The 20,327-nt window shown below is 72.1% G+C and carries 20 protein-coding genes; 9 read left to right on the top strand and 11 right to left on the bottom strand.

The window, feature by feature from the left end; translation table 11 throughout:
* Window positions 1–29 precede the first annotated feature (29 nt).
* From J5Y09_RS13420 to J5Y09_RS13400, 5 genes are all read right to left on the bottom strand, one after another.
* Window positions 30–1,004 (bottom strand): DctP family TRAP transporter solute-binding subunit, encoded by a 975-nt coding sequence (locus J5Y09_RS13420; protein WP_209352311.1) that lies wholly within the window; start codon window positions 1,002–1,004, stop codon window positions 30–32.
* Window positions 1,005–1,171: 167 nt separating this feature from the next.
* Window positions 1,172–1,813, bottom strand: coding sequence for a YjbE family putative metal transport protein (locus J5Y09_RS13415; protein ID WP_209352310.1), 642 nt, complete (start codon window positions 1,811–1,813; stop codon window positions 1,172–1,174).
* A 110-nt stretch (window positions 1,814–1,923) separates the two neighbouring features.
* Entirely contained in the window at window positions 1,924–2,901 is a 978-nt protein-coding gene (locus J5Y09_RS13410) for a Bug family tripartite tricarboxylate transporter substrate binding protein (protein ID WP_209352309.1), read from the bottom strand.
* Between the two features lie 67 nt (window positions 2,902–2,968).
* Window positions 2,969–4,369 carry an L-lactate permease gene (locus tag J5Y09_RS24775; protein WP_209352308.1) on the bottom strand — a complete coding sequence of 467 codons (1,401 nt, stop codon included), beginning with the start codon at window positions 4,367–4,369 and terminating at the stop codon, window positions 2,969–2,971.
* Window positions 4,366–5,349 carry an MBL fold metallo-hydrolase gene (locus J5Y09_RS13400; protein WP_209352307.1) on the bottom strand — a complete coding sequence of 328 codons (984 nt, stop codon included), beginning with the start codon at window positions 5,347–5,349 and terminating at the stop codon, window positions 4,366–4,368. Before J5Y09_RS13400 ends, J5Y09_RS24775 begins: the two co-directional genes overlap by 4 nt.
* Here J5Y09_RS13400 and J5Y09_RS13395 point away from each other — a divergent pair.
* Window positions 5,348–5,788, top strand: coding sequence for a gamma-glutamylcyclotransferase family protein (locus J5Y09_RS13395; protein ID WP_209352306.1), 441 nt, complete (start codon window positions 5,348–5,350; stop codon window positions 5,786–5,788). The two genes, J5Y09_RS13400 and J5Y09_RS13395, sit on opposite strands and share 2 nt — an antisense overlap.
* Here J5Y09_RS13395 and J5Y09_RS13390 read toward each other — a convergent pair.
* Window positions 5,760–6,584 carry a DMT family transporter gene (locus J5Y09_RS13390; protein ID WP_209352305.1) on the bottom strand — a complete coding sequence of 275 codons (825 nt, stop codon included), beginning with the start codon at window positions 6,582–6,584 and terminating at the stop codon, window positions 5,760–5,762. The genes J5Y09_RS13395 and J5Y09_RS13390 overlap by 29 nt on opposite strands.
* Before the next feature lie 120 nt (window positions 6,585–6,704).
* On the opposite strand from J5Y09_RS13390, the gene J5Y09_RS13385 reads away from it, so the two are divergent.
* Both J5Y09_RS13385 and J5Y09_RS13380 read left to right on the top strand, forming a co-directional pair.
* Window positions 6,705–7,763: a ketopantoate reductase family protein gene (locus J5Y09_RS13385; RefSeq protein ID WP_209352304.1), complete on the top strand. Its 1,059-nt coding sequence runs from the start codon at window positions 6,705–6,707 to the stop codon at window positions 7,761–7,763.
* Window positions 7,763–8,524 carry an SDR family NAD(P)-dependent oxidoreductase gene (locus J5Y09_RS13380; RefSeq protein ID WP_209352415.1) on the top strand — a complete coding sequence of 254 codons (762 nt, stop codon included), beginning with the start codon at window positions 7,763–7,765 and terminating at the stop codon, window positions 8,522–8,524. Before J5Y09_RS13385 ends, J5Y09_RS13380 begins: the two co-directional genes overlap by 1 nt.
* A gap of 163 nt (window positions 8,525–8,687) precedes the next feature.
* Here the strand turns inward: J5Y09_RS13380 and J5Y09_RS13375 are convergent, their stop codons facing one another.
* Window positions 8,688–9,260 (bottom strand): hypothetical protein, encoded by a 573-nt coding sequence (locus J5Y09_RS13375; protein WP_209352303.1) that lies wholly within the window; start codon window positions 9,258–9,260, stop codon window positions 8,688–8,690.
* A 296-nt stretch (window positions 9,261–9,556) separates the two neighbouring features.
* On the opposite strand from J5Y09_RS13375, the gene J5Y09_RS24770 reads away from it, so the two are divergent.
* Entirely contained in the window at window positions 9,557–12,007 is a 2,451-nt protein-coding gene (locus J5Y09_RS24770) for an autotransporter family protein (protein WP_209352302.1), read from the top strand.
* A gap of 7 nt (window positions 12,008–12,014) precedes the next feature.
* Here the strand turns inward: J5Y09_RS24770 and J5Y09_RS13365 are convergent, their stop codons facing one another.
* Window positions 12,015–13,157, bottom strand: a complete 1,143-nt coding sequence (locus J5Y09_RS13365; protein WP_209352301.1) for a M20/M25/M40 family metallo-hydrolase — start codon at window positions 13,155–13,157, stop codon at window positions 12,015–12,017.
* 104 nt (window positions 13,158–13,261) lie between these two features.
* Here J5Y09_RS13365 and J5Y09_RS13360 point away from each other — a divergent pair, with 104 nt between their 5' ends.
* Both J5Y09_RS13360 and J5Y09_RS13355 read left to right on the top strand, forming a co-directional pair.
* A complete protein-coding gene (locus J5Y09_RS13360) occupies window positions 13,262–14,182 on the top strand; it encodes a TauD/TfdA family dioxygenase (protein WP_209352300.1) in 921 nt (306 codons plus the stop codon).
* Window positions 14,182–14,913, top strand: a complete 732-nt coding sequence (locus J5Y09_RS13355; protein ID WP_209352299.1) for an aspartate/glutamate racemase family protein — start codon at window positions 14,182–14,184, stop codon at window positions 14,911–14,913. Before J5Y09_RS13360 ends, J5Y09_RS13355 begins: the two co-directional genes overlap by 1 nt.
* A 5-nt stretch (window positions 14,914–14,918) precedes the next feature.
* Here J5Y09_RS13355 and J5Y09_RS13350 read toward each other — a convergent pair whose 3' ends face one another.
* Entirely contained in the window at window positions 14,919–15,200 is a 282-nt protein-coding gene (locus J5Y09_RS13350; protein WP_209352298.1) for a hypothetical protein, read from the bottom strand.
* 248 nt (window positions 15,201–15,448) lie between these two features.
* On the opposite strand from J5Y09_RS13350, the gene J5Y09_RS13345 reads away from it, so the two are divergent.
* From J5Y09_RS13345 to J5Y09_RS13335, 3 genes are read left to right on the top strand one after another with little or no spacing between them, the layout of a single operon-like run.
* Complete coding sequence (locus J5Y09_RS13345; RefSeq protein WP_209352297.1) at window positions 15,449–16,495, top strand: TRAP transporter substrate-binding protein; 1,047 nt, start codon at window positions 15,449–15,451, stop codon at window positions 16,493–16,495.
* Complete coding sequence (locus J5Y09_RS13340) at window positions 16,492–16,980, top strand: TRAP transporter small permease (RefSeq protein ID WP_209352296.1); 489 nt, start codon at window positions 16,492–16,494, stop codon at window positions 16,978–16,980. Before J5Y09_RS13345 ends, J5Y09_RS13340 begins: the two co-directional genes overlap by 4 nt.
* Window positions 16,977–18,293: a TRAP transporter large permease gene (locus J5Y09_RS13335; protein ID WP_209352295.1), complete on the top strand. Its 1,317-nt coding sequence runs from the start codon at window positions 16,977–16,979 to the stop codon at window positions 18,291–18,293. The genes J5Y09_RS13340 and J5Y09_RS13335 overlap by 4 nt, the downstream gene beginning before the upstream one ends.
* 16 nt (window positions 18,294–18,309) lie before the next feature.
* Here the strand turns inward: J5Y09_RS13335 and J5Y09_RS13330 are convergent, their stop codons facing one another.
* Both J5Y09_RS13330 and J5Y09_RS13325 read right to left on the bottom strand, forming a co-directional pair.
* On the bottom strand, window positions 18,310–19,329 hold the full coding sequence (locus tag J5Y09_RS13330) for a Bug family tripartite tricarboxylate transporter substrate binding protein (protein ID WP_209352294.1): 1,020 nt from the start codon (window positions 19,327–19,329) through the stop codon (window positions 18,310–18,312).
* Between the two features lie 4 nt (window positions 19,330–19,333).
* Complete coding sequence (locus J5Y09_RS13325; protein ID WP_209352293.1) at window positions 19,334–20,326, bottom strand: Bug family tripartite tricarboxylate transporter substrate binding protein; 993 nt, start codon at window positions 20,324–20,326, stop codon at window positions 19,334–19,336.
* Between the last annotated feature and the right edge of the window lies 1 nt (window position 20,327).

Here is a 20,327-nt window from a genome sequence, read left to right as displayed (position 1 = left end):
GGCCTCGTGGCCCGCGCCCGTGTCGCTGTTCAGTTCGCGCGCCATTCGCGGATGCGGCGCAGCGTCGCGGCGTCCAGCGTCCGCTCCCACTCGGCGAAGGCCGGGGCCAGCGCCGCCTGGAAGGCCGCCGTGTCCACCTCGGTGACGACGGTCATGCCGCGGCGGCGCAGTTCGGCCACGCCCGCCTCGTCGTCGGCCGTGACGCGGGCGCGGTTGGCGCGCTGCGCCTCGACCGCCGCCTGCTGGAACAGCGCGCGGTCGGCCGCGTTCAGCCGCCCCACGGTCTGCGGGTTGCAGATCATCACCTGCGGCGAATAGACGTGCCGCGTCAGCGTCATGAAGCGCTGCACCTGGTTCAGGTTGTTCGCCACGATCACCGAGATCGGGTTCTCCTGCCCATCCACAGTGCCCTGCTGGAGGGCGGGGACCAGCTCGCTGAACGCCATCGGCGTGGGCAGCGCGCCAAGCTGCGTGAAGGCGCGCATGTGCACCTGGTTCTCCATGGTGCGGATCTTGAGACCGCGCACATCGGCGGGCGTGTTCACCTCGCGCCGGGAGTTGGTCAGGTTGCGGAAGCCGTTCTCGATCCAGATCACGCCGACAAGGCCGCGCGCCTGGAAGCGGCTCAGCACCTGCTGCCCGATCTCGGAATCCAGCACGCCGCGGGCGTGGGCGGCGTCGCGGAACAGGAAGGGCACGTCGAAGACGCGGACCTCCGGCACGAAGTTCCCGACCGGGCCGGTGGAGGTGAAGGTGCAGTCGATCGTGCCGATCTGCACGCTCTCGATCATCTCGCGCTCATTGTCGTTGCGCTGGGCGACGACGCGGTAGCGGCCGTTGGTCAGGCGCTGGAATGCCTCGGCGAAGGTGCTGGCGCCGACGCCGGTATGGCTGTTGGCCGGCAGGGCGTGCTGAACGGTGATCTGGGTCTGCGCCATGGCCGGCGCGGCGGCCAGCGGGGCGGCAAGCATGGCCGCGAGGGCCAGCCGTCGGGTCATCTTCATTCGTGTCGTCCTCCCATCGGATCGAAGTCCTGGGGAGTTAGCCGCGCGGGACGGCCGCTGGCAATGCCGCCCGCGGGCCGCCGCCGCTTATGCACACATCTTCGGGGCCGCGGCGGCTGGGTCCGTCGCCGGCCGCGGCTCCTGTCAGGCGGGCGCCCGAACGGGCATCAATGCTGCGCGGGGTGCTGCGGCGCGGCGATGGGCAGGCCCAGGTTCAGCGCCTCATTCGCCGCCGCCGTGCCTTCCCAGGTCAGCTCGAGGCCGATCCAGGCGATCAGCGCGACGCCGACATAGGCGATGACCTTGTAGCGGTCGAGCAGCCGGGCGAGCAGGCCGCCGAGCAGGCCCATCAGGATGATCGAGGCGGCAAGGCCGATCACCAGCATCACCACGTCGTTGCGCGCGACGGCCGCCACGGCGAGGACGTTGTCGAGGCTCATCGACACGTCGGCCAGGACGATCTGCCACAGCGCCTGGGCGAGCGTCTTCTCCCGCGCCGTGCCTTCGCCTTCCTCGGCCTCCTCGCCGTGGTGGCGGAGCTCCTTGAAGAAGGTCCAGGCGATGTAGAGCAGCGCGAGCCCGCCCACCAGCGCCACCCACCAGAGGTTCAGCAAGTAGGTGGCGAAGATCGAGAAGACGATCCGCAGCACCGCCGCGGTGACGATGCCGAACAGCACCGCGCGGCTGCGCAGCTTGGGCGAGAGGCCCGCCGCGGCCATGCCGATGACGACGGCGTTGTCGCCGGAAAGAACGATGTTGAGCCACAGGATCTCGAGGAACCGCGGCGCCGAGGATACGAACCAGTCCATAAGCGTCTCCCGCCGGGCCGCGCAGACGCGGTCCCGGTCCCGCCAAGGCTAGTGCCCGGCGACCCGGCGGCAAGTTTCAAGCGCGCAATGCGCCGTCCACGATCGCCCGGTCAGTCCGGGCGGATGTTGCTCTCCCGCGCGATCCGCACCCAGCGTTCCGCATCCTCGTTCAGCCAGGGCTGCAGCTGGGCGGACGGGATCACCAGCGGCTCGGTGAAGTTCGCCCGCAACCGGTCGAGCATCGCCGCGTCCATCGCCTTCTGGAAGGCGTCCTGCAGCCGGGCGAGGATCGGCGCCGGCACGCGCGCCTGGGTCAGCACGCCGTTCCAGACGCTGAGGTGGTAGCCGCGCACGCCCGCTTCCTCGAGCGTCGGGATGTCGGGCAGGGAGCCCAGCCGGCGGTTCATGGTGATGGCGAGCGGCTTCAGCGTCCCGCCCCGGATATGCGGGCCGGAGGTGGCGGAGGCATCGAACAGCAAGTCGAGGTCGCCCGCGATCATCGCCGCGACGGCGGGGGAGGATCCGCGATAGGGCACGTGCACCACGTCCAGCCCCGCCATGCGCGTCAGCATCACCTGGCTGAGATGGGAGGAGGAGCCGTTGCCGACAGATCCGAACAGGATCTTGCCCGGCTCGGCCTTCATGCGCGCGATCGCTTCCTGCGCGTTCGCCGGATTCCAGCGGCGCGGGTTGCACACCATGATGTTCGGCATGTCGGCCATCATGCCCACGCCCACCAGGTCCCGCCGCGGGTCGAAGGACGGGTCGGGGTAGAGCACCGGGTTGACGCCCTGCGTCGCCATGGTGCCGAGCAGCATGGTGGTGCCGTCCGGTTCCGCCTGCGCGGCGGCCTTGGCGCCGATGTTGCCGCCGGCGCCGGCGCGGTTCTCGACCACCACGGGCTGGCCGAGATGGCGGGACATCGCTTCCGCCGCCAGGCGGCCCATGATGTCCGTCACCCCACCCGGCGGATAGGGGACGATGATGCGCAGCGGCTTGTTCGGGAAGGCGCCCTGCGCGCGCACGGCGGGTGCGGCGAGCAGCGCGGCGGTCGCGGCCAGCGCCGTGCGGCGGGTCAAGCGGGTCATGGCGTTCCTCCGGTGGTCTTGTTGCCCGGAAGCCTGTCGCCTGCCGCAGGCGGGCGCAAGCCCGGCCTCAGCGCAGCAGCGCGACCGCCGCCCAGCCAACCACGAGCACCGCGGCCATGGAGGGCAGCAGCAGGCGCCAGACCTGGCGCGGCCGCGTGCCGTCGGCGAGCAGCCCGCAGACCAGCGCGGTGACGCCGAAGGACATGCCCGCCCCCGCCGCGCCGGCGAAATTGTGCACCGCCGGGGCGAGCAGCGGCGGCATCCCCGCCGCCAGCCCCAGCGCCTTCTGCACCGGCATCAGCGCCGCGTTCGATCCGACATTGCTGCCCGTCACCATCCCCGCGATGAGCCCGAGCGGCGGCACGGCGTAGGGCGCGGCGGCGCCGAGCGCCTCCGCCGCCGCGGCCGCGAGCGCGGTCGTCGCCCCGCTGCCCGCCATCATCCGCGCCAGCAGCACGTACAGCAGCAGCACCGCGGCCGGCCGCGCCGCGCGCTTCAGCGCGCCCGCCGCGCGCGCCCCGCCATCCGCCCGCAGCGCGAGCAGCGCGGCGGAGACGACCAGCAGCACGATGGCCACATGCGTGACGGGAAAGGCCGGCAGCGTCGCATAGGGGCGCAGCGCCGGCGGGTCCGGCACCGCGCGCGCGGCCAGCAGCGCGACCGTCAGCAGCACATAGGGCCACAGCAGCCCCCATGCGCGCCGCCACGCCGCCGCGTCGCGCGGCGGATCCGCGCGCCACAGCGCGAACAGCAGCGGCAGGCCCGAGGCGAGGATGCCCAGCACCTCGAAGGGCAGCACCCGGTGGCCGAGCACGAGGATCGTCGCCATCGCCGCCAGCATCGCCGTCTGCGCGAGCCGTTCCGCCACCGGCACCGGCACGCCCGCGGCGGCCGAGAGCCGCCAGCAGACGGGCCCGAGCAGCATCACCCAGGCCGCGTTGGGCAGCGCCGTCAGCGCCGCGACATCCTGCGCCGGCACGCCGAGCAGCGCCGCGCCGAGCGAGGTGCCAGGCCCGAGCCCGCCCCAGGGAATGAGGCAGAGCGACAGCAGCGCGAGGGCCGCCGCCGGCGCGCCGCCGATCCCCATGCCGCGCAGCGCGGCCAGCGCGAAGACGGCGCCGACCGCGAAGCCCGTGACGCTTTCCATGAAGACGCCGATCAGCAGCGTCGCGGTGAAGATGGCGCGCGGCGTCGCCGCCTGCCGCAGCGCATCGCCCTTGCGTTCCACCGCCGCGTGGAAGAGCAGCCCGCCCAGCACCACGCCGGCCGGCTGCAGCGCGAGGAACAGCGCGCGCGGCACCTCCGCCGCCAGGAAGGCCGCGAAGCCGGCATCGCCGGGCAGGGAGGCGAAGGCCGCCGGCAGCGACACGGCCAGCGCCGCGAGCACCGATGGCAGCGGCCCCGCCCGCCCGGACAGCAGCAGCCCGAGCAGCAGCAGCAGCGGCGCCGCCTGGAGAAGGAGGATCACGCCTCGAGCACGAAGGTCTTGCCGACCGCGCCCGGCACCACCACGCCTTCCCCATGCGCGCGTTCCAGCGCGTTCAGCGCACGCCAGCCCGTGCAGTGGGAGGGAAACATCCAGCGCATCCCGAAGCCGCCGAGATCGGCCACGGTCCGCGGGATGATGCGTTCGTTGGTGCCCGAGAGGTGGAAGCCGCCCATGGCGGCGAGGATGGGGATGTCGGGCATCATCCGCCGCGCCTCGTGCAGCACGTTGACGATGCCGCAATGGGAACAGGCGGAGAAGACGATCAGCCCCTGGCCGCGCAGGTGCACCGCGACGAAGCGTTCGTCGGACAGCCATTCGTCGGGCTGCCAGGGCGCGGCGTCGCCATCGCGCGCCACCTGGCCGGGCAGGCCGGTCTCGTAGTCGGTCACGCGCGGGATCTCGCCGCTGACCAGCACATGGCCGGCGATGACGGCGGGCTCGCGGGAGACCTGTGGCGCCGCGCCCATCGCTTCCCACTCATCCGGCGCGGGCACGCGGTCCATCGGCAGCACGCCGCCATCGGGCTGGCGGGACCCGCGTTCGCGGAACATGCCGGGATGCAGGTGCAGCGGCACCGCGCGGCCGCCATTCGCGCGGCGGATCAATTCGATCGCCTTGGGGATGCCGCCGGCATGGTCCCAATGGCCGTGGGAGAGGACGATCGCCTCGATCGCGCCGAAATCCACGCCGAGCCGCGCGCCGTTGCGCTCCACCGCGTAGTCCACCGGCCCGCCGTCGAAGAGCACGGAGCGCGACTCGCCGCCCGCGGTGACGGTGAGGACGAGCGAGAGCCCATGATTGGCGCAGCAGAGCGACCCGCCGGAGGTCCGCTTCATCCCCATCCGCTGCAGCCGGGTCCATTCGCGCGTGACGAAGGGCGGCGTGGAGGACAGGCTGTCCGTGACGTTGTCGACCAGCGTGGTTATCTCGATCCGATCGACCGGCGGAGGCGCCTGCATGCCCGATTTCCTTCCCGAACCCTACGCAGCCTATGGCAGCAACCTGTGGCACGACCAGATGCGCCGCCGCTGCCCGGATGCGGAGGTGGCGGGGCAGGCGGTGCTGGAGGGCTGGCGGCTCGTGCTGCGCAAATTCGCGACGATCGAGCGCGCGCCGCGGGCGACCTGCCCGGTCGGGCTGTGGCGCGTGACCGCGGCGGACCTTGCAGCGCTCGATCGCTACGAAGGCCCCTTCACCTACACGCGCACGCGCATCACCCTGCCCGGCGGCGCCGTGGCCGTGACCTACAAGGAGATCCGGCTGCGACCCGGCCCGCCGGCGGCGGAATACGTGCAGCGGCTGCGGAACGGCTATCGCGACTTCGGCTTCGACGCGGCGGTGCTGGACGCCGCCATCGCCGAATCGGGCTTCATCGGCGCCGCGCCTCCGCCACCGTGATCACCACCGCGCCGGCGAGGATCACGGCGACACCCAGCCAGGTCCAGCCATCCGGCACCTCATTGAAGATCGCCCAGCCGAAGCCGGCGACGACGATCAGGCGCAGATACTGGAAGGGCGCGATGGCCGATGCCTCGCCGTGCCGGTAGGCGCTGGTGATCAGCCAGATGATGCCCGGCGCGAAGGCCGCGACCGACAGCAGGATCAGCAGGTCCATCAGCCCGAGCGGCACCCAGGCCATCACCGCGAAGGGCAGGGACCCCGCCGTCGTCACCAGCCCGACCCAGGCCATGATCGTCGTGTTGCGGTCCACCTGCGCCAGCACGCGCGAGGACAGCGTGATGCCGCACCATGTGACGGCGGAAGCGATGGCCAGCGCCACGCCGAGCGTCGAGACGGTCGTCCCCGGCCGCAGCATCACCGCCACGCCGACGAAGCCCGCGATCGTTCCGGTCCAGCGCCAGCGATCCACGCGCTCCCCCAGCACCGGCCCGGCGAGCAGCGTGGTGAACATCACATTGGTGAAGGACAGGACGGTGGCGGTGGCCAGGTCGAGCGGCCCGAAGGAGGCGTAGTAGAAGCCCCAGGTCAGCAGGCTCGACGCGCCGCGCAGCACGTGCAGGCCCGGGCGGACGGTGCGGAACACGGCGAGGCCCGTCGCCGCGACCAGCGGCGCGACCCAGAACAATTGCCCGAGGGAGCGGAAGAAGACCTGCACCTCCACCGGGATGCCGCGTTCCGTCATCAGCCGGATGGCCAGCGCCTCGGCGGCGAAGATGATGGCGGCGGCGGCCATCAGCGCCCCGCCGCGGAGGTTTCCCGAAAGTCCCTGGAGCATTGACGGCGGCAGCCTCCGGCGTAGCGTCGTGGTTTGTGCGGCGCGCGCGGCGCGGCGTCCAGGGATGAAGGGCAGGGCATGGCGGGCGAAGGGGCGGAAGCGGCGCGGCAGGCGGTGGATCGGGGGCCGATCCTCATCTGGGGCGCGGGGGCCATCGGCGGCACGGTCGGCGCCGCGCTGGTGCGCGCGCGCCACGCGGTCGTCTTCGTCGATGTCGAGGCCGAGCACGTCGCCGCCATCGCCGACCCGGCGCGCGGCCTGCACATCGAAGGCCCGGTCGACCCGCACCGCGTCGTCGCGCCCGCCTTCACGCCGGAGACGGTGCAGGGGACCTATCGCCGAATCTTCCTCTGCGTGAAGGCGCATCACACCGAAGCGGCCTGCCGCGCGCTGCTGCCGCACCTCGCCGCGGACGGCTACGTCCTCTCCCTGCAGAACGGGCTGTGCGAGACGATCATCGAGCGCATCGTCGGGCGCGAGCGGACGATGGGCTGCTTCGTGAACTTCTCCGCCGACTGGCACGGGCCGGGGCGCATCATGTATGGCGGCCGCGGCGCGCTGGTGCTGGGGGAACTGGATGGTGCTGCGACGCCGCGGCTGACCGCGCTGCACGCCCTGCTGCGCGAGACCTTCGAGCCGAACGCCATCACCACGCCCAACATCTGGGGCTATCTGTGGGGCAAGCTCGGCTACGGCGCGATGCTGTTCGCCCAGGCGCTGGGGGAAAAGGGCATCGCCGATTGCCTGGCGCGGCCCGAATTGCTGCCGCTGTGGCGCGCGCTGGGCGGGGAGGCGATCGCCGTCGCGCGGGCGGAGGGTGTGGAGCCGCTCGGCTTCAACGGCTTCGACCCCGCGGCCTTTTCGCCCGGGGCGACGGAAGCGCAGGCGGCTTCCTCCGTCGCCGCCATGGTCGCGTTCAACCGCCCCAACGCCAAGACGCATTCCGGCGTGTGGCGCGACCTGTGGGTGCGGCGCCGCCGCACCGAGATCGACGTGCAGATCGCGCCCATCGCCGAGATCGGCGCGAAGCACGGCCTGCCATGCCCCGCCGTGCGGCGCCTCGTCGCCATGATCCACGAATGCGAGGCCGGCACGCGGCCCATGTCGGACGCCAACCTGACGGAGATGATCCCGTGATGCGCGAATACGACTTCACCGGCGTGACCGTCGCCGTCACCGGTGCGGGGCACGGCTTCGGCCGCGCCATCGCGCGGTCCTTCGCCGCGCTCGGCGCGCAGGTCTATGCCTGCGACCTGTCGGCGACGGAGCTGGAGGAAACCGCCGACCATCCCGGCGCCATCCACACCAGCGCCTTCGACCTGACCGCCCCCGGCGCGGCGAAGCACTGGATCGCGGAGGTCGAGGCGAAGTCCGAAGGCCCCGTGGGCGTGCTGGTGTGCAACGCCGGCGGCGTGCGCGGCCAGGTCGGCCGCCCGATCGAGGAAGTGTCCGAGAGCGACTGGCACGACATCTTCGCCATCAACCTGCACGCCACCTTCGCCATGGCGCAGGCGGCCGTGCCGGGGATGAAGCGCGCCGGCTGCGGACGGATCGTCACCATCAGCAGCGGCGCCGGGCTGCAGCCCTCCCGCACCGGCATCCAGGCCTATGCGAGCGCCAAGCACGGGCTGGTCGGTCTGACGCGGCAGCTCGGGCACGAACTGGGCCAGTACGGCATCAACGTGAACAGCGTCGCACCCGGGCTGATCCTCTCGAACCCCGCCAGCGCGAAGCAGTGGGACGCCTATGGCCCGGAAGGCCAGGCGCGCGTGCTGGCGTCGATCGCGCTGCGGCGGCTGGGGGAGGCGCAGGACATCGCGAACGCGGTGCTGTTCCTCGCATCCCCCATGGCGAACTACGTCAACGGGCAGGTGCTGAGCGTGGATGGGGGGAAGTAGCGTCGCGGGTTCCGGGCCGTCGCCGGTGCGCGGCTAGGCCGGCCCCGTCGACGCGTCGATGTGGCGCAGAGATGCCCGCACCTCGGGGGCCGCCGGTTCGCGCGCCTGAACACCGCGATGGCGGGGGAGTGAGATCGCGACCGGGACTTGGGCCCGGGCGGCTTCAGTTGGGGCGGCCGACCGTGTTGCCCCGCACGATGACGATGCGCTGGCCGACCTGCGTCCTCTTGCCGCTCGCGACGTTCGAGGCATGGCTCGCGGCGATGGCGTTGACCACGTTATCCCGCGGCGGCGGCGTGCCCGCGCATTCCACGAGGATCTGCCAGTAGGTCTTTCGCTTGCTGCCGCCGCCGCCGACCTGGCCCTGGATGTCGATCCAGAAGGTCGCGCCGCTGCCGGCCCGCGTGCCCTGGTAGTCGACCGTCGGCGTCCCGCCGCCCTTCCAGATCGTGTACTGGTCGCCGAAATTGGTCCCGGCGGTATCGCCGATGTGATCGTTGATGCAGGCCATGACCTCGTCGATGTAGTTGGCTTCCGGCGTCAGGCCGGGCTCCCGGCCGGGCTGCACGAAAGCCGCCGTCTGAGGCAGGTTGTTCCAGACGACGACCTGAACCGCCCCCTGCTGAGGCGCGTTCTTCGACGCGATCTTCATCTGGCAGACATTGCATACGCCGCCCGAGGTCGCCGTGGCCGGCAACTGGACGTAACAGGAATAGCAGTAGTAGGTCGCCGACATGCCCGCCTCCGCCTGTTCCGCGCGGAGGCTATCACCGCCCGCCAAGCGATCTCAACCATTTGGGGAAATTTCGGCGGCTTCAGCGACAATGGCGCGCATTCCCAGCGGCCACCGGCGGCGACGGCCGGTGCCTGGATGGAAGGCGGCAGGCGGGCGACCGCGCGCCTCCCGCCCCGCGCGCTTTGCGCGGCATCAACGATTTGGTCGGCTTTCTCATCACATGCTTATGAAGTCCGGCGCGGCGCGCCCGCCGCCCCCGGGATCGCCTGTGGGAGCAAGCAGCGATGCGTCGTCACGTGCCTGTCGCTGCCGCCCTGGCGGTCGTTTCGCTGCTGAACGGCGCATCCGATGCGCGCGCGGACTGCATCGACGACGGCAGCGGCACCATCACCTGCACCGGCACGACCGACGCGAACGGCATCGCCTTCATCCGCGGCCCGGTCCTCTTCCGCAACCTCGGCCTGATCGAGGTTCCGCTCGGCATCTCCGGCATGATCGCCGGCGGCAGCCAGGTGGTGTTCGAGAACGCCGCCGGGGCCACCATCTCCTCGATCGGCGATACCGCGATATCGACGCTGAGCGACCGCGGCCTCGTCATCCGCAATCTCGGCGTGATCTCACAGCAGGGCAGCGGCACGGTCGCGGCCGTGCGCATCGGGCTCACCAACGCCGCCACCTCCGTGGGCGCCGTGCTCGAGAATTCGGGCCGCATCGAATCCTCCAGCATCGGCGTGCTGGTCAGCGCGCGGGCGCAGGACTTCACCCTGCACAACACCGGCCACATCATCGGCGCGGATGGCGCGATCCGGCTCGCCGGCCTCAACAGCACGCTGAATTTCGGCGACGGTTCGCAGGTCGTGGGCATCGTGCTGCGGGCGGTCGCCGGCGCGGGCCAGCCGGGCTTCGGCAACGAGGCCGGCCAGGATGTCGTCACCCTGTCAGGGTCCGGGCAGTTCGTCGGCGGCTTCTCCGGCCCCTTCGACCGGCTGTCGATGAACGGCGTGGACTGGCGCCTCGCCCAATCCGCCTCCGCCACCGCGCGCTTCGACATCGTCGAGGTCAATGCCGGCGTGCTGCGCCTGTCCGGCGGGACGCTGCTGGTGGGCACCCTGGCGAGCATCGCCTCGGGCGCTTCGCTGGTGGTGGAGCCCAGCGGCGTGCTGCAGGGCTCCGTGCTGGTCGGCGGCACGCTCGTCGCCGATGGCGCCTCGCCCAACGCGCAGGTCGGGGTGCTGGGCGCGACGGGCCTCGTCACCGGCACGGGCAGGCTCGGCGCGCTGTCGGTGCTGCCGGGCGGCACGGTTTCCCCCGGCAACCCGCTCGGCACGCTGACCGCGGGCAGCTACACCCAGTCCGACGGCGCGACGCTGCGCATCCAGCTCGACGGCGCGCAGGCGAGCCGGCTTGCCGTCACCGGCGCCGCCACGCTCGGCGGCATCGTCCAGGTCGTGCCGGCCGTCACCGGCGCGCGCCCCGTCGCCGGCCGGACCTATACCGTCGTGCAGGGCGGCACCGTCGCCGGCCGCTTCGCCGAGGTGCGCGATTCCTTCGCCTTCTACGACTTCACGGCGGCCTACACCCCGACGCAGGCGAACCTGACCGCGGTGCAACTGCCCTTCGCGACGAGCAGCGTCACGAACGGCGTGCGCAACCTGGTCAGCCAGGCCACGACCTTCGACACCTACGCGGCATCCTCCGCGCCGGCCGTCCCGGATTTCGACCTCGTCACGCGGGAGATGCTGGGGCTCTCGACCCCGGAAGCGACCGCCGCGCTGCATGCGGTGTCGGGCGAATCCTACGCCGCCTTCACCACCGTGGCGCTCGAGCAGCTGGACATGTTCCGCATCGCCACGCTCGACGCCGCGGGCGCCTGCGAGGGCCGGGGCGGGCTGGTGCAGGGGCGCTTCTGCAGCTGGGCGGATGCCTACCGCGTCAACGGCAGCCTGAACGGCCAGACCGACCTGGCCGGCTTCGACTACAGCCTCAGCGGCGTGCAGAGCGGCATCGAGATGCGCGTGCTGCCCGACGCGGTCGTCGGCTTCAGCGTCGGCTACGGCGCGCAGCGCCTGTCGGGCTTCGAATTCGCCTCCCGCCGGCTGGAGGGCGAGGCGCTGTTCGCCGGCCTCTACGGCACCTACGGCTTCGGCCCGTGGCAGGCGGTCGGCCTCGTCGGCTACAGCCGCTTCGAGGTGGACGCCGAGCGCAACATCGCGGTCGGCGGCATATCGCGCCAGGCGCGTTCGAGCTTCGGGGCGGATGGCGCGAACGCCGCCGCGGCGCTCCGCTACCGGACCGGCTTCGCGGGCCTGCGCATCGTGCCGGAACTGCTCGTCGCCTATGCGCAGCACCGGCAGGACGGCTTCACCGAGACGGGCGCGGGCTCTCTGAACCTTCGCGTCCGGGGCACGGATGCGAACTCCCTCGCCACCGGCATCGGCGTCACCGCCTCGACGGACTGGATCGTCGGAGGCGCGACGCTGCGCCCGATGGCGGGCCTGCGCTACGAGCACGACTGGCTGGCCGGCAGCAAGGACGACCACCGGATCGACGCCGCCTTCGCCGAGGTGCCGCAGGCCGGGTCCTGGACGGTCTATGGCCAGAACCGCGGCCGCGATTCGCTGAGCGGGCGCGTGGGCATCGCGGCCGACGTCGCCGCCGGCATCGCCGTCTATGGCGGCCTTGCCGGGCAGTGGAACACCACCGGCACCGAATGGGGCTTCGGCGGCGGCCTGCGCATGGCCTTCTGAGCGCGCGTCAGTCGAGCGAGGCGAGCAGCCCCGCCATCAGCCTCGCCCGCGGCACCAGGCTGTCGACCAGCACGTGCTCCTCGAGCGTATGCGCCATCGCGCCCTGCACGCCGAGCCCGTCGAGCGTCGTCACCCCCATCGCGCCGGTAAAATTCCCGTCCGACCCACCGCCGCTCGATTGCGGGTTGATGTCGTAGCCGATCGCGTTGGCGATGCGCCGCGCATGCGCGAACAGCGCCATGCCCTTCGCATCCGCCTCCCACACCGGGCGCGTCACGCCGCGCGTGACCTCCAGCGCCACGTCGTTGGCCGAGGACCGCAGCGCCAGCATCCGCGCCACGCCGGCGTCGAGGTCCTCCTGCCGCTTGGCCATGGACAGCGCCTCGGCCTCGCAGGTGGTGGTGACGCAGTTCACCCATTGCCCGCCATGGATCACGCCGACCGAGAAGGTGCAGTCGTCGGTCGTCATCTCCTCGATGGCGATGATCTGCTTGGCCATCTCCCGGATCGCGCTGCGCCCTTCGGCAAGCCGCGCGCCGGCATGGGAAGGCCGCCCGGTGGTCTTCAGGTTGAAGCGCGCGATGGCGTAGCGGCCCGTCACCACGCCGCCATCGGGCCGCGCCGGTTCGGGCACCAGCACGTATTTGTTGCGCGCCGCCTCGGCCTCGATGATGTCGCGCGTGGAAGGACTGCCGATCTCCTCGTCGCTGGTCAGCAGGAAGGTCACCGGCAGCTTCGTCGCCATGCCGGCGGCGAGGATGTGGCGCATCGCCTCCACGCTGATGACCGTGCCGCCCTTCATGTCGAGGATGCCGGGGCCGTAGCACTTGTTGCCTTCCCGCCGGATCGGCAGCTTCGCCAGCGTGCCGACCGGATGCACCGTGTCGAGGTGCGCCATCACGCAGATGCCCGGCGCGGCATCGCCCGCCGGATGCGGGAAGCGCGCGCGCACGCAGTCGCCAAGGCCCATCCGCCCCGGGATGCGGTCGATCCGCGCGCCCATCAGCGCCAGGTCGCGCGACGCGAGGTCCATCATCCGGTTCACCGCCGCCGCGTCGAAGGTCGGGCTCTCGCAGGCCGCCCAGCGCATCAGCCGCGCGAGGATCTCCTCGGCGTCGAAGGGCAGGTCGGTGGCGGGGAACTCGGTCATTCTCGCATCTCCGTCGCAGGCGCGTGCGAAGCCTCCACCCGATGCGCGGGGCGGGCAAGGCCCCCGCTTTCGCGCCCGCGCCCGCCGCGTGCTAGCCTTGGTACATGAGCAGCACGACCCGCCCCCGCCCGCGCCCCGTGCCGCAGACCGGCCCCGCCGTCTGGACCGCGTCCGACCTGACCGCCGCCGACTGGATGGTGCCGGTGGGCGTGGAGGAAGCGGAGGAACTGGAAGCGGTGCTGACGGCGACGGAGGCGGCCGCGCCCGTGCCGCCGCTCACGCGCCTCGCGCCGATCCTCGCCGATGTCGTCGCGCGGCTCGACACCGGGCGCGGCTTCTGCCTGCTGCGCGGCCTGCCCTTCGACCGGCACGGCGCGGCGGCGGCGGAAGCGGCGCTGCTCGCGCTCGGCGAACAGATCGGCAAGCCGCTGAATTCCAGCGCCGCGCCGGTCGCGCGTCTGACCGGCCCCGCGCCGGCCGAGGGCGCGGCCGGGTCCGGCCCGCCGCGCTTCCACATCGAGGCCTGCGACGTGATCGCGCTGCTCTGCCTGGCCAATGGGCCGGAGGCGCCGGCGCATATCCTGGTGTCCGCCGGCGCGGTGCACAACGAGGTGATGCGCCGCGACCGCGCCGCGCTGGGGGAACTCTACACCCCCGCGCCGCTGCTCGAGAACGGCGAGCCGGTGGAGCGCGCCGTCTTCACCATGACCGAGGGCGCCTTCGCCGCGCGCTACACGCGCCACGCGGTGGAGGAAGCGGCGACGCTGCCGCAGCCCGGCGCGCCGCCGCTGTCGGCCGGCCTGCGCCCCGCCTTCGACCTGCTCGATTCCGTCTGCGCCGAACCGGCGCTGATGCTGAAGCTGGAACCGCGGCCGGGCGACCTGCTGCTGTTCAACCCGCACATCGTGTGGAAGCGGCGGACGCTCGCCGAGACGCCCGCCGATGCGCCCGATGCGCCGCAGGAATTCCGCCGGCTGCGCATCGCCATGGAACATTCCCGCCGTACCGTCGCGGAGCCCGGCTGATGCGCCTTCTCGTCGCCAATGCGAACACCACGCCCGCGATCACCGAGGCCTGCGCCGCCGCCGCGCGCGCCGCCGCGGCGCCGGGCACCGAGATCGTGCCCGCCACGCCGCGCTTCGGCCCTGCCGTCATCTCCTCCCGCGCCGAGAACGTGATCGCGGGGCATGCGCTGCTGGAACTGCTGGCCGAGCATGCGGGGAAGGTGGATGCCTGCCTGCTCGCGGTCAGCCACGACACGGCGCTCGAAGCCGCGCGGCAGATGATGCCCTGCCCGGTGGTCGGGATGACGGAAGCCGCCTGCCTCGCGGGATGCATGGTGGGCGGGCGCTTCGGCCTGGTCACCTTCGGCGGCATCGAGACCTATCGCGAACTGGTCGCGCGGCACGGGCTGTCCTCCCGCCTCGCCGGGCTCGCGGGCGTGAGCGCGACGCCACATGACGCGGTGGCGGACCCGGAAGGCGTCGGCGTGAAGGTGCTGGCGGCGGTCGCCGACCTCGCCGCGCAGGGGGCGGATTCCGTCGTGCTCGCCGGCGCGGCACTGGCCGGCTTCGACCGGTTGCTGCAGGCGCGCGCGCCGGTCGCGCTGCTGGATGGCATGGCCTGCGGCGTGCGGATGGCGGAGATGCTGGTCTCGCTCCGCCTGCCCAAGCCGCGCACGGGCTCCTACGCCGCCTGCGCGGGGCGGGCGAGCCTCGACCTCTCCCCCGCGCTTGCCGCGCTTCTGCGCGGCTGAAGGGGTCAGCGGTCGCCGCGCCCGGGCCCGACCTGCGCGCCCTTGTAGAGCATGAAGCCGAGGACGAAGACCCCCAGGATCGGCAGGGTCAGCCCCCAGGCCCACCAGCTGTCGAACAGGAACCAGTGCGGCACCGGTGAGAGGGAGACCGCGATGTATTGCAGCGCGTCCCACACATCGCGCCATGTCGTGGGCTCGCGCTTCCGCAGCTCGAGCCGCCGGACTTCCCAACTGTAGGGCGACGGCGCCTTGCCGTGCCCGTCCGTCCCGTCAGCCTCGTTGTTCACCCGCCGCATTCCCTCCGTGCCGCGTCGTTGCCACGATTCGCGGAATCCTATGGCGGCGGGAGGCAGCATGGAACGCCAGCGCCGCGCGACGCGGCGGCGTGACCGCTCCTTGGGCGCGGCTGCCTGTCGCCGATGCAGCGCGATTGCCGCGAGGTCCCGCGGGCGCGTCCGGCGCGCAGAAAGTCCCTTTCCCTTCCGGCCCGTTTCGCGACACGCTCTCCTCCTGACCGCGGGAAGTGGAGGCGAGGATGCTGAACAGGCGCAATCTGCTGGCGGCGGCCGGCGCGGGCGTGACGCTGCCGGGGCTCGGCCATGCGCAGGGCACGCCGCAATTCACCTTCCGCCTGCATTCCTTCTCCTCGCCCACCGCGCTCGACCACACCATGCATCTCGATCGCTGGGCCGAACGCATAGCGACCGCGTCCCAGGGCCGCATCAAGGTCGAGGTCTATCCGGCGATGCAGCTCGGCGGGCAGCCGCGCGACCTTGTGCAGCAGCTCGAGGACGGCGTCGTCGACATCATCTGGACCGTGCCGGGCTTCACGCCGGGCCGCTTCATGGGCATCGAGGGGCTGGAACTGCCCTTCCTCAACACCGGCCGGTCGCTGACGCAGTCGCCGGCGGCGATGGAATACGCGCAGAAGCACCTGGCGGACAACGAGCTGCGCGGCATCAAGGTCATCGCCATCAACGCGACCGACCGCGCGCTGGTGCACACCACGCGCAAGCCGATCCGCACGCTGGAGGATTTCCGCGGCCTGCGCCTGCGTGTCGCTGGCCGCTGGATCGGGGAGGCGGTGACCGCGCTCGGCGCCACGCCCGTCGGCATCCCGCTGCCCGGCGTCTATGAGGCGCTGGCGCGCGGCCAGGTGGACGGCATGCTGATCAACTGGGCGATCACCCAGCCCTACCGCTTCTACGAGGTGGCGAAGTTCCACACCGAGCCGCCGGGCGGCCTGTTCCAGGGCTGCATCCTGACGCTGATGTCGATGCGGTCCTACAACCGCCTGCCGGCGGACCTGAAGGCCGTGATCGACGCGGATTCGGGCGTTCCGCTCGCCCGCCGCCTCGGCGAGATCTGGGACAGCCAGACCCAGCCCGCGATCGACGCGACGCGCGCATCCCAGGGCAACGAGATCATCGAGGTGGACGCGGCGGAGAAGGAGCGCTGGTCGCGCGCCGTCCAGCCCGTCTACGAGGCCTGGATCGCCGAGATGACGCGGCGCGGCCGCAACGGGCGCGCCATGTTCGACGACATCCTCGCCATCACCCGGAGCCACGGGCGCACGGGATGAGCGCGCTGCGCGAGGCGCTGACCGCGATCTCCCGCGCATCGGCGCTGTTCGGCGGCCTGCTGCTGCTGGTCGCGGTCGGCGTGACCTGCGCCTCCGTCGTTGGCGGGCTGCTGGGCAAGCCGATCCTGGGCGACAGCGAGGTGGTGGAGCTGTGCCTCGGCGTGGCGATCGCGCTCGCGCTGCCCTGGGCGGAGATGCGCGGCGGGCACGTCATCGTCGATGTCTTCACGGCGCGCATGCCGGCGCGCGGCGTGGCCTGGCTCGATGCGCTGATGCGCGCGGCGGTGGCGCTGGTCGCGACCGTTCTCGCGGTGCAGATCGCCGACGGCGCCTATGGGCAATGGGACCGCGAAAGGGCCAGCATGTTCCTCGAACTGCCGTATTGGTGGGGCTATGCGGGGGCGGCGGTCGGGCTCGCGCTGTGGACCGTGACGGCGCTGTTCGTCGCGGCCGAGCGCTTCGGCGAAGCCAGGCGCGCGGCATGAGCGGCTTCGACATCGGCATCGCGATGTTCGTCGCGACGCTGGGGCTGATCGGGCTGCGCATGCCCGTGGGTGCTGCGATGCTGCTGGTCGGCGGCATCGGCTACGCGGCCATCGCCGGCTGGACGCCGCTGCTGGCGACCCTGCGCAGCATGCCGTTCAGCAAGTTCTCCTCCTACACGCTGTCGGTCATCCCGCTGTTCCTGCTGATGGGGGATTTCGCCACCAAGGGCGGGCTGAACCGCGCGCTGTTCAACGCGGCGCGCGCCTGGTTCGGGCATTGGCGGGGCGGGCTCGCCGTCGCGACGGTGGGCGGCTGCGCGGCCTTCGGCGCGATCTGCGGGTCCTCGCTCGCCACCGCCGCGACAATGAGCCAGGTGGCGGGGCCGGAGATGCGCCGGCACGGCTATTCGCCGGCGCTCGCCACCGGCACGCTCGCCGCGGGCGGGACGCTCGGCATCCTCATCCCGCCTTCCGTCATCCTGGTGATCTACGCGATCTACACCGAACAGAGCATCGGCGTGCTGTTCATCGCCGCCGTGCTGCCCGGGCTGCTCGCGACCGTGGGCTACATGCTGGTGGTCAACCTCTATGCCCGCATGCATCCCGGCGCCGCGCCGCCGGCCGAACGCATCCCCTGGGCCGGGCGGTGGAAGCCCACGGCGGAGGTCTGGCCGGTCATCCTCGTCTTCGTCCTCGTCGTCACCGGCATGTATGCCGGCTGGTTCAGCGCGACCGAGGGGGCGGCGGTCGGCGCGGCGGCGACCGGGGTGCTTGCGGTGACGCTCGGCGGGATGCGCTGGGAAGGGCTGCGCGACAGCCTGCTGTCCACCGCCGAGACCAGCGCGATGATCTTCCTGATGCTGCTGGGCGCGGAACTGTTCTCGGCGGCGCTCGCCCTGTCTCGCGTGCCGGCGGAACTGTCCTCGGCGATCGCGGGGCTCGACGTGCCGCCGATCGCGATCCTGCTCGCCATCCTGGTGATCTACTTCATCCTCGGCTGCTTCATGGAAAGCATGGCGATGGTACTGCTGACGCTGCCCATCTTCGTGCCGCTGATGCTGGCGCTGGATTTCGGGCTGAACCCGCAGCAGGTGCTGGTCTGGTTCGGCATCCTGATGCTGGTCAGCGTGGAGGTGGGGATGATCTCCCCGCCCTTCGGCCTGAACCTGTTCGTCATCAACGCCATGGCGAAGGACGTGCCGATGGGCGAGACCTATCGCGGCGTGATGGGCTTCGTCGCCTCCGACGTGGTGCGCATCGTGATTCTCGTCTTCGCGCCCGCACTGTCGCTGTGGCTGCCCGGCCTGTGGTGAAGGCCGGGCCGGCCCGTCAGTCCACCGTCGCGCCGGACACCCGCACCACTTCCGACCATTTCGCGATCTCGGCGCGGATATAGGCCTCGAAGGCCGCCGGGCTGCTGCCGCCCTGCGGCGTCAGGTTGGGCGGGCTGCCGCCCAGTTCGGCGATGCGCGCGATATAGGCCGGGTCGCGCACGATCGCATCGATCTCCGCCCCCATGCGCTCGATGATCGGGCGCGGCGTGCGCGACGGCGCCTGGATGCCGAACCAGGCCGTCGCCTCGAAGTCCCGCACGCCGGCTTCGGCCAGCGTCGGCACGTCGCGCAGGGCGGAGGCGCGCACGTCCGACGTGACCGCCAGCGCCCGCAGCCGCCCGTCCCGGATATGCCCGATGCAGGAGGGCATGTTGTCGCAGCCCGCATCGAGCCGCCCGGCGATCGATTCCACCAGCATCGGCCCCGCGCCGCGGAAGGGCACGTGGGTGATGTCGGTCTCCGTCCGCAGCTTGAACATCTCCATCGTCATGTGCGGCGACCCGCCCGAGCCCGAGGAGCCGTAGGTCAGCCGCCCGCGCTGCGCCTTCGCCGCGGCGACGAGGTCCGCCACCGTCCGGTGCGGCGAGGATGCGGGGACGAAGATCACGTTCGGCACGCGGATCAGCAGCCCGACCGCGGCGAGGTCCTCCGGCTTCACCGGCATCCGCGCGCCCCAGAGCGAGTAGTTGATGGCCGCGGTCGAGATGGTGCAGGTGAGGAAGGTGTACCCATCCGGCTCGGCGCGCGCGACCGCCTCGGCGCCGATGTTGCCCGTCGCCCCCGCGCGGTTCTCCGCCACCACGGGCTGGCCGATGCGCGACGAGACGCGCTCGGCGAAGAGCCGCGCGGTGATGTCGGTGGTCCCGGCCGGCGGGAAGGGAATGATCAGCCGGACCGGCCGCACGGGCCACGCGCCCTGCGCGAAGGCGGGCCGCGCCAGCGGCAGGGCGGCGAGGCCGGCGATCAGGGAACGACGTTCGAGGCGCGCGCTGAGCGCGCGACGTTCAAGGCGCATCGGATCACTCCACCCGGACATTGGCGCGCGTGACCACATCGGCCCATTTCGCCACTTCCGCGCGCAGGAAGGCGGCGAAGGTCTCGGGGCTGGTGCCGCCATCGGCCGTCAGCCCCGGCGGGTCGGCGCCGAGCGCTTCCATCCGCTGCCGGAAGGCGGGGTCGAGCGCGACCGCGTTCAGTTCCCGCCCCAGCAGCTGCACGATCGGCGCGGGCGTGGCGGCCGGGGCGAGCAGCCCGAACCAGGCCGTCGCCTCGAAGCCCGGCAGGCCCTGTTCCGCGATGGTCGGCACATCCGGCATCGAGGCGTTGCGCCGCGCGCTGGTGACGCCGATGGCGCGGATCTTCCCGTCCCGGATGAAGGGCAGGGCGGAAGGGATGTTGTCCATGCCGAGCTCGATCCGCTCGGCGACCATCTCGGTCAGCATCGGCGCCGATCCGCGGAAGGGTACGTGCGTGATGTCGATGTTGGTCGCCAGGCGCAGCTGCTCGACCACCACATGCGGCGAGGTCGCGATGCCCGCGGTGCCGTAGTTGAGCCGCCCGGGTGCCGCGCGCGCTTCCCGCACCAGGTCGGGGATGCCGCGGATGGTCGTGCGGTTGGCCGCCATCATCACGTTCGGCACGCGCGTCATCAGCGCCACCGCCGCGAGGTCCTCCGGCTTGTAGGGCATCCGCTCCCGGAAGACGGCGAAGTTGATCGCGCCCGTGCCGATCGTCGTCAGCAGCAGAGTGTGGCCGTCGGCCTCCCCGCGCGCGACGAATTCGGCCGCGACGTTGCCCGAGGCGCCGGGCCGGTTGTCCACCACCACCTGCGCGCCCATCCGCCGGCCGAGCATCTCGGCGGTCAGGCGGCCCACCAGGTCCGTCGTGCCGGCGGGCGTGAAGGGGATGACGACGCGGATCGGCCGCGTGGGGAAGCCCTGCGCCGCGGCGATGCGCGGCGCTGCGAGCAACGCTGGGATCGCGCCCAGGAGGGGGCGGCGGAGCAGGGCCATG

This window comes from Roseomonas nitratireducens, assembly GCF_017813355.1.
Classification (GTDB): Bacteria; Pseudomonadota; Alphaproteobacteria; order Acetobacterales; family Acetobacteraceae; genus Neoroseomonas; species Neoroseomonas nitratireducens.
Note: the sequence above shows the minus strand (reverse complement) of the source record. Positions and strands in the feature narration are given on the sequence as shown.

What these genes read in the sequence shown, in the direction of transcription:
- J5Y09_RS13420 (WP_209352311.1), bottom strand. Translation starts at nt 1,004, where the DNA reads ATGAAGATGACCCGACGGCTGGCCCTCGCGGCCATGCTTGCCGCCCCG.
- J5Y09_RS13415 (WP_209352310.1), bottom strand. Translation starts at nt 1,813, where the DNA reads ATGGACTGGTTCGTATCCTCGGCGCCGCGGTTCCTCGAGATCCTGTGG.
- J5Y09_RS13410 (WP_209352309.1), bottom strand. Translation starts at nt 2,901, where the DNA reads ATGACCCGCTTGACCCGCCGCACGGCGCTGGCCGCGACCGCCGCGCTG.
- J5Y09_RS13395 (WP_209352306.1), top strand. Translation starts at nt 5,348, where the DNA reads ATGCCCGATTTCCTTCCCGAACCCTACGCAGCCTATGGCAGCAACCTG.
- J5Y09_RS13400 (WP_209352307.1), bottom strand. Translation starts at nt 5,349, where the DNA reads ATGCAGGCGCCTCCGCCGGTCGATCGGATCGAGATAACCACGCTGGTC.
- J5Y09_RS13390 (WP_209352305.1), bottom strand. Translation starts at nt 6,584, where the DNA reads ATGGCCGCCGCCGCCATCATCTTCGCCGCCGAGGCGCTGGCCATCCGG.
- J5Y09_RS13385 (WP_209352304.1), top strand. Translation starts at nt 6,705, where the DNA reads ATGGCGGGCGAAGGGGCGGAAGCGGCGCGGCAGGCGGTGGATCGGGGG.
- J5Y09_RS13380 (WP_209352415.1), top strand. Translation starts at nt 7,763, where the DNA reads ATGCGCGAATACGACTTCACCGGCGTGACCGTCGCCGTCACCGGTGCG.
- J5Y09_RS13375 (WP_209352303.1), bottom strand. Translation starts at nt 9,260, where the DNA reads ATGTCGGCGACCTACTACTGCTATTCCTGTTACGTCCAGTTGCCGGCC.
- J5Y09_RS13365 (WP_209352301.1), bottom strand. Translation starts at nt 13,157, where the DNA reads ATGACCGAGTTCCCCGCCACCGACCTGCCCTTCGACGCCGAGGAGATC.
- J5Y09_RS13360 (WP_209352300.1), top strand. Translation starts at nt 13,262, where the DNA reads ATGAGCAGCACGACCCGCCCCCGCCCGCGCCCCGTGCCGCAGACCGGC.
- J5Y09_RS13355 (WP_209352299.1), top strand. Translation starts at nt 14,182, where the DNA reads ATGCGCCTTCTCGTCGCCAATGCGAACACCACGCCCGCGATCACCGAG.
- J5Y09_RS13345 (WP_209352297.1), top strand. Translation starts at nt 15,449, where the DNA reads ATGCTGAACAGGCGCAATCTGCTGGCGGCGGCCGGCGCGGGCGTGACG.
- J5Y09_RS13340 (WP_209352296.1), top strand. Translation starts at nt 16,492, where the DNA reads ATGAGCGCGCTGCGCGAGGCGCTGACCGCGATCTCCCGCGCATCGGCG.
- J5Y09_RS13335 (WP_209352295.1), top strand. Translation starts at nt 16,977, where the DNA reads ATGAGCGGCTTCGACATCGGCATCGCGATGTTCGTCGCGACGCTGGGG.
- J5Y09_RS13330 (WP_209352294.1), bottom strand. Translation starts at nt 19,329, where the DNA reads ATGCGCCTTGAACGTCGCGCGCTCAGCGCGCGCCTCGAACGTCGTTCC.
- J5Y09_RS13325 (WP_209352293.1), bottom strand. Translation starts at nt 20,326, where the DNA reads ATGGCCCTGCTCCGCCGCCCCCTCCTGGGCGCGATCCCAGCGTTGCTC.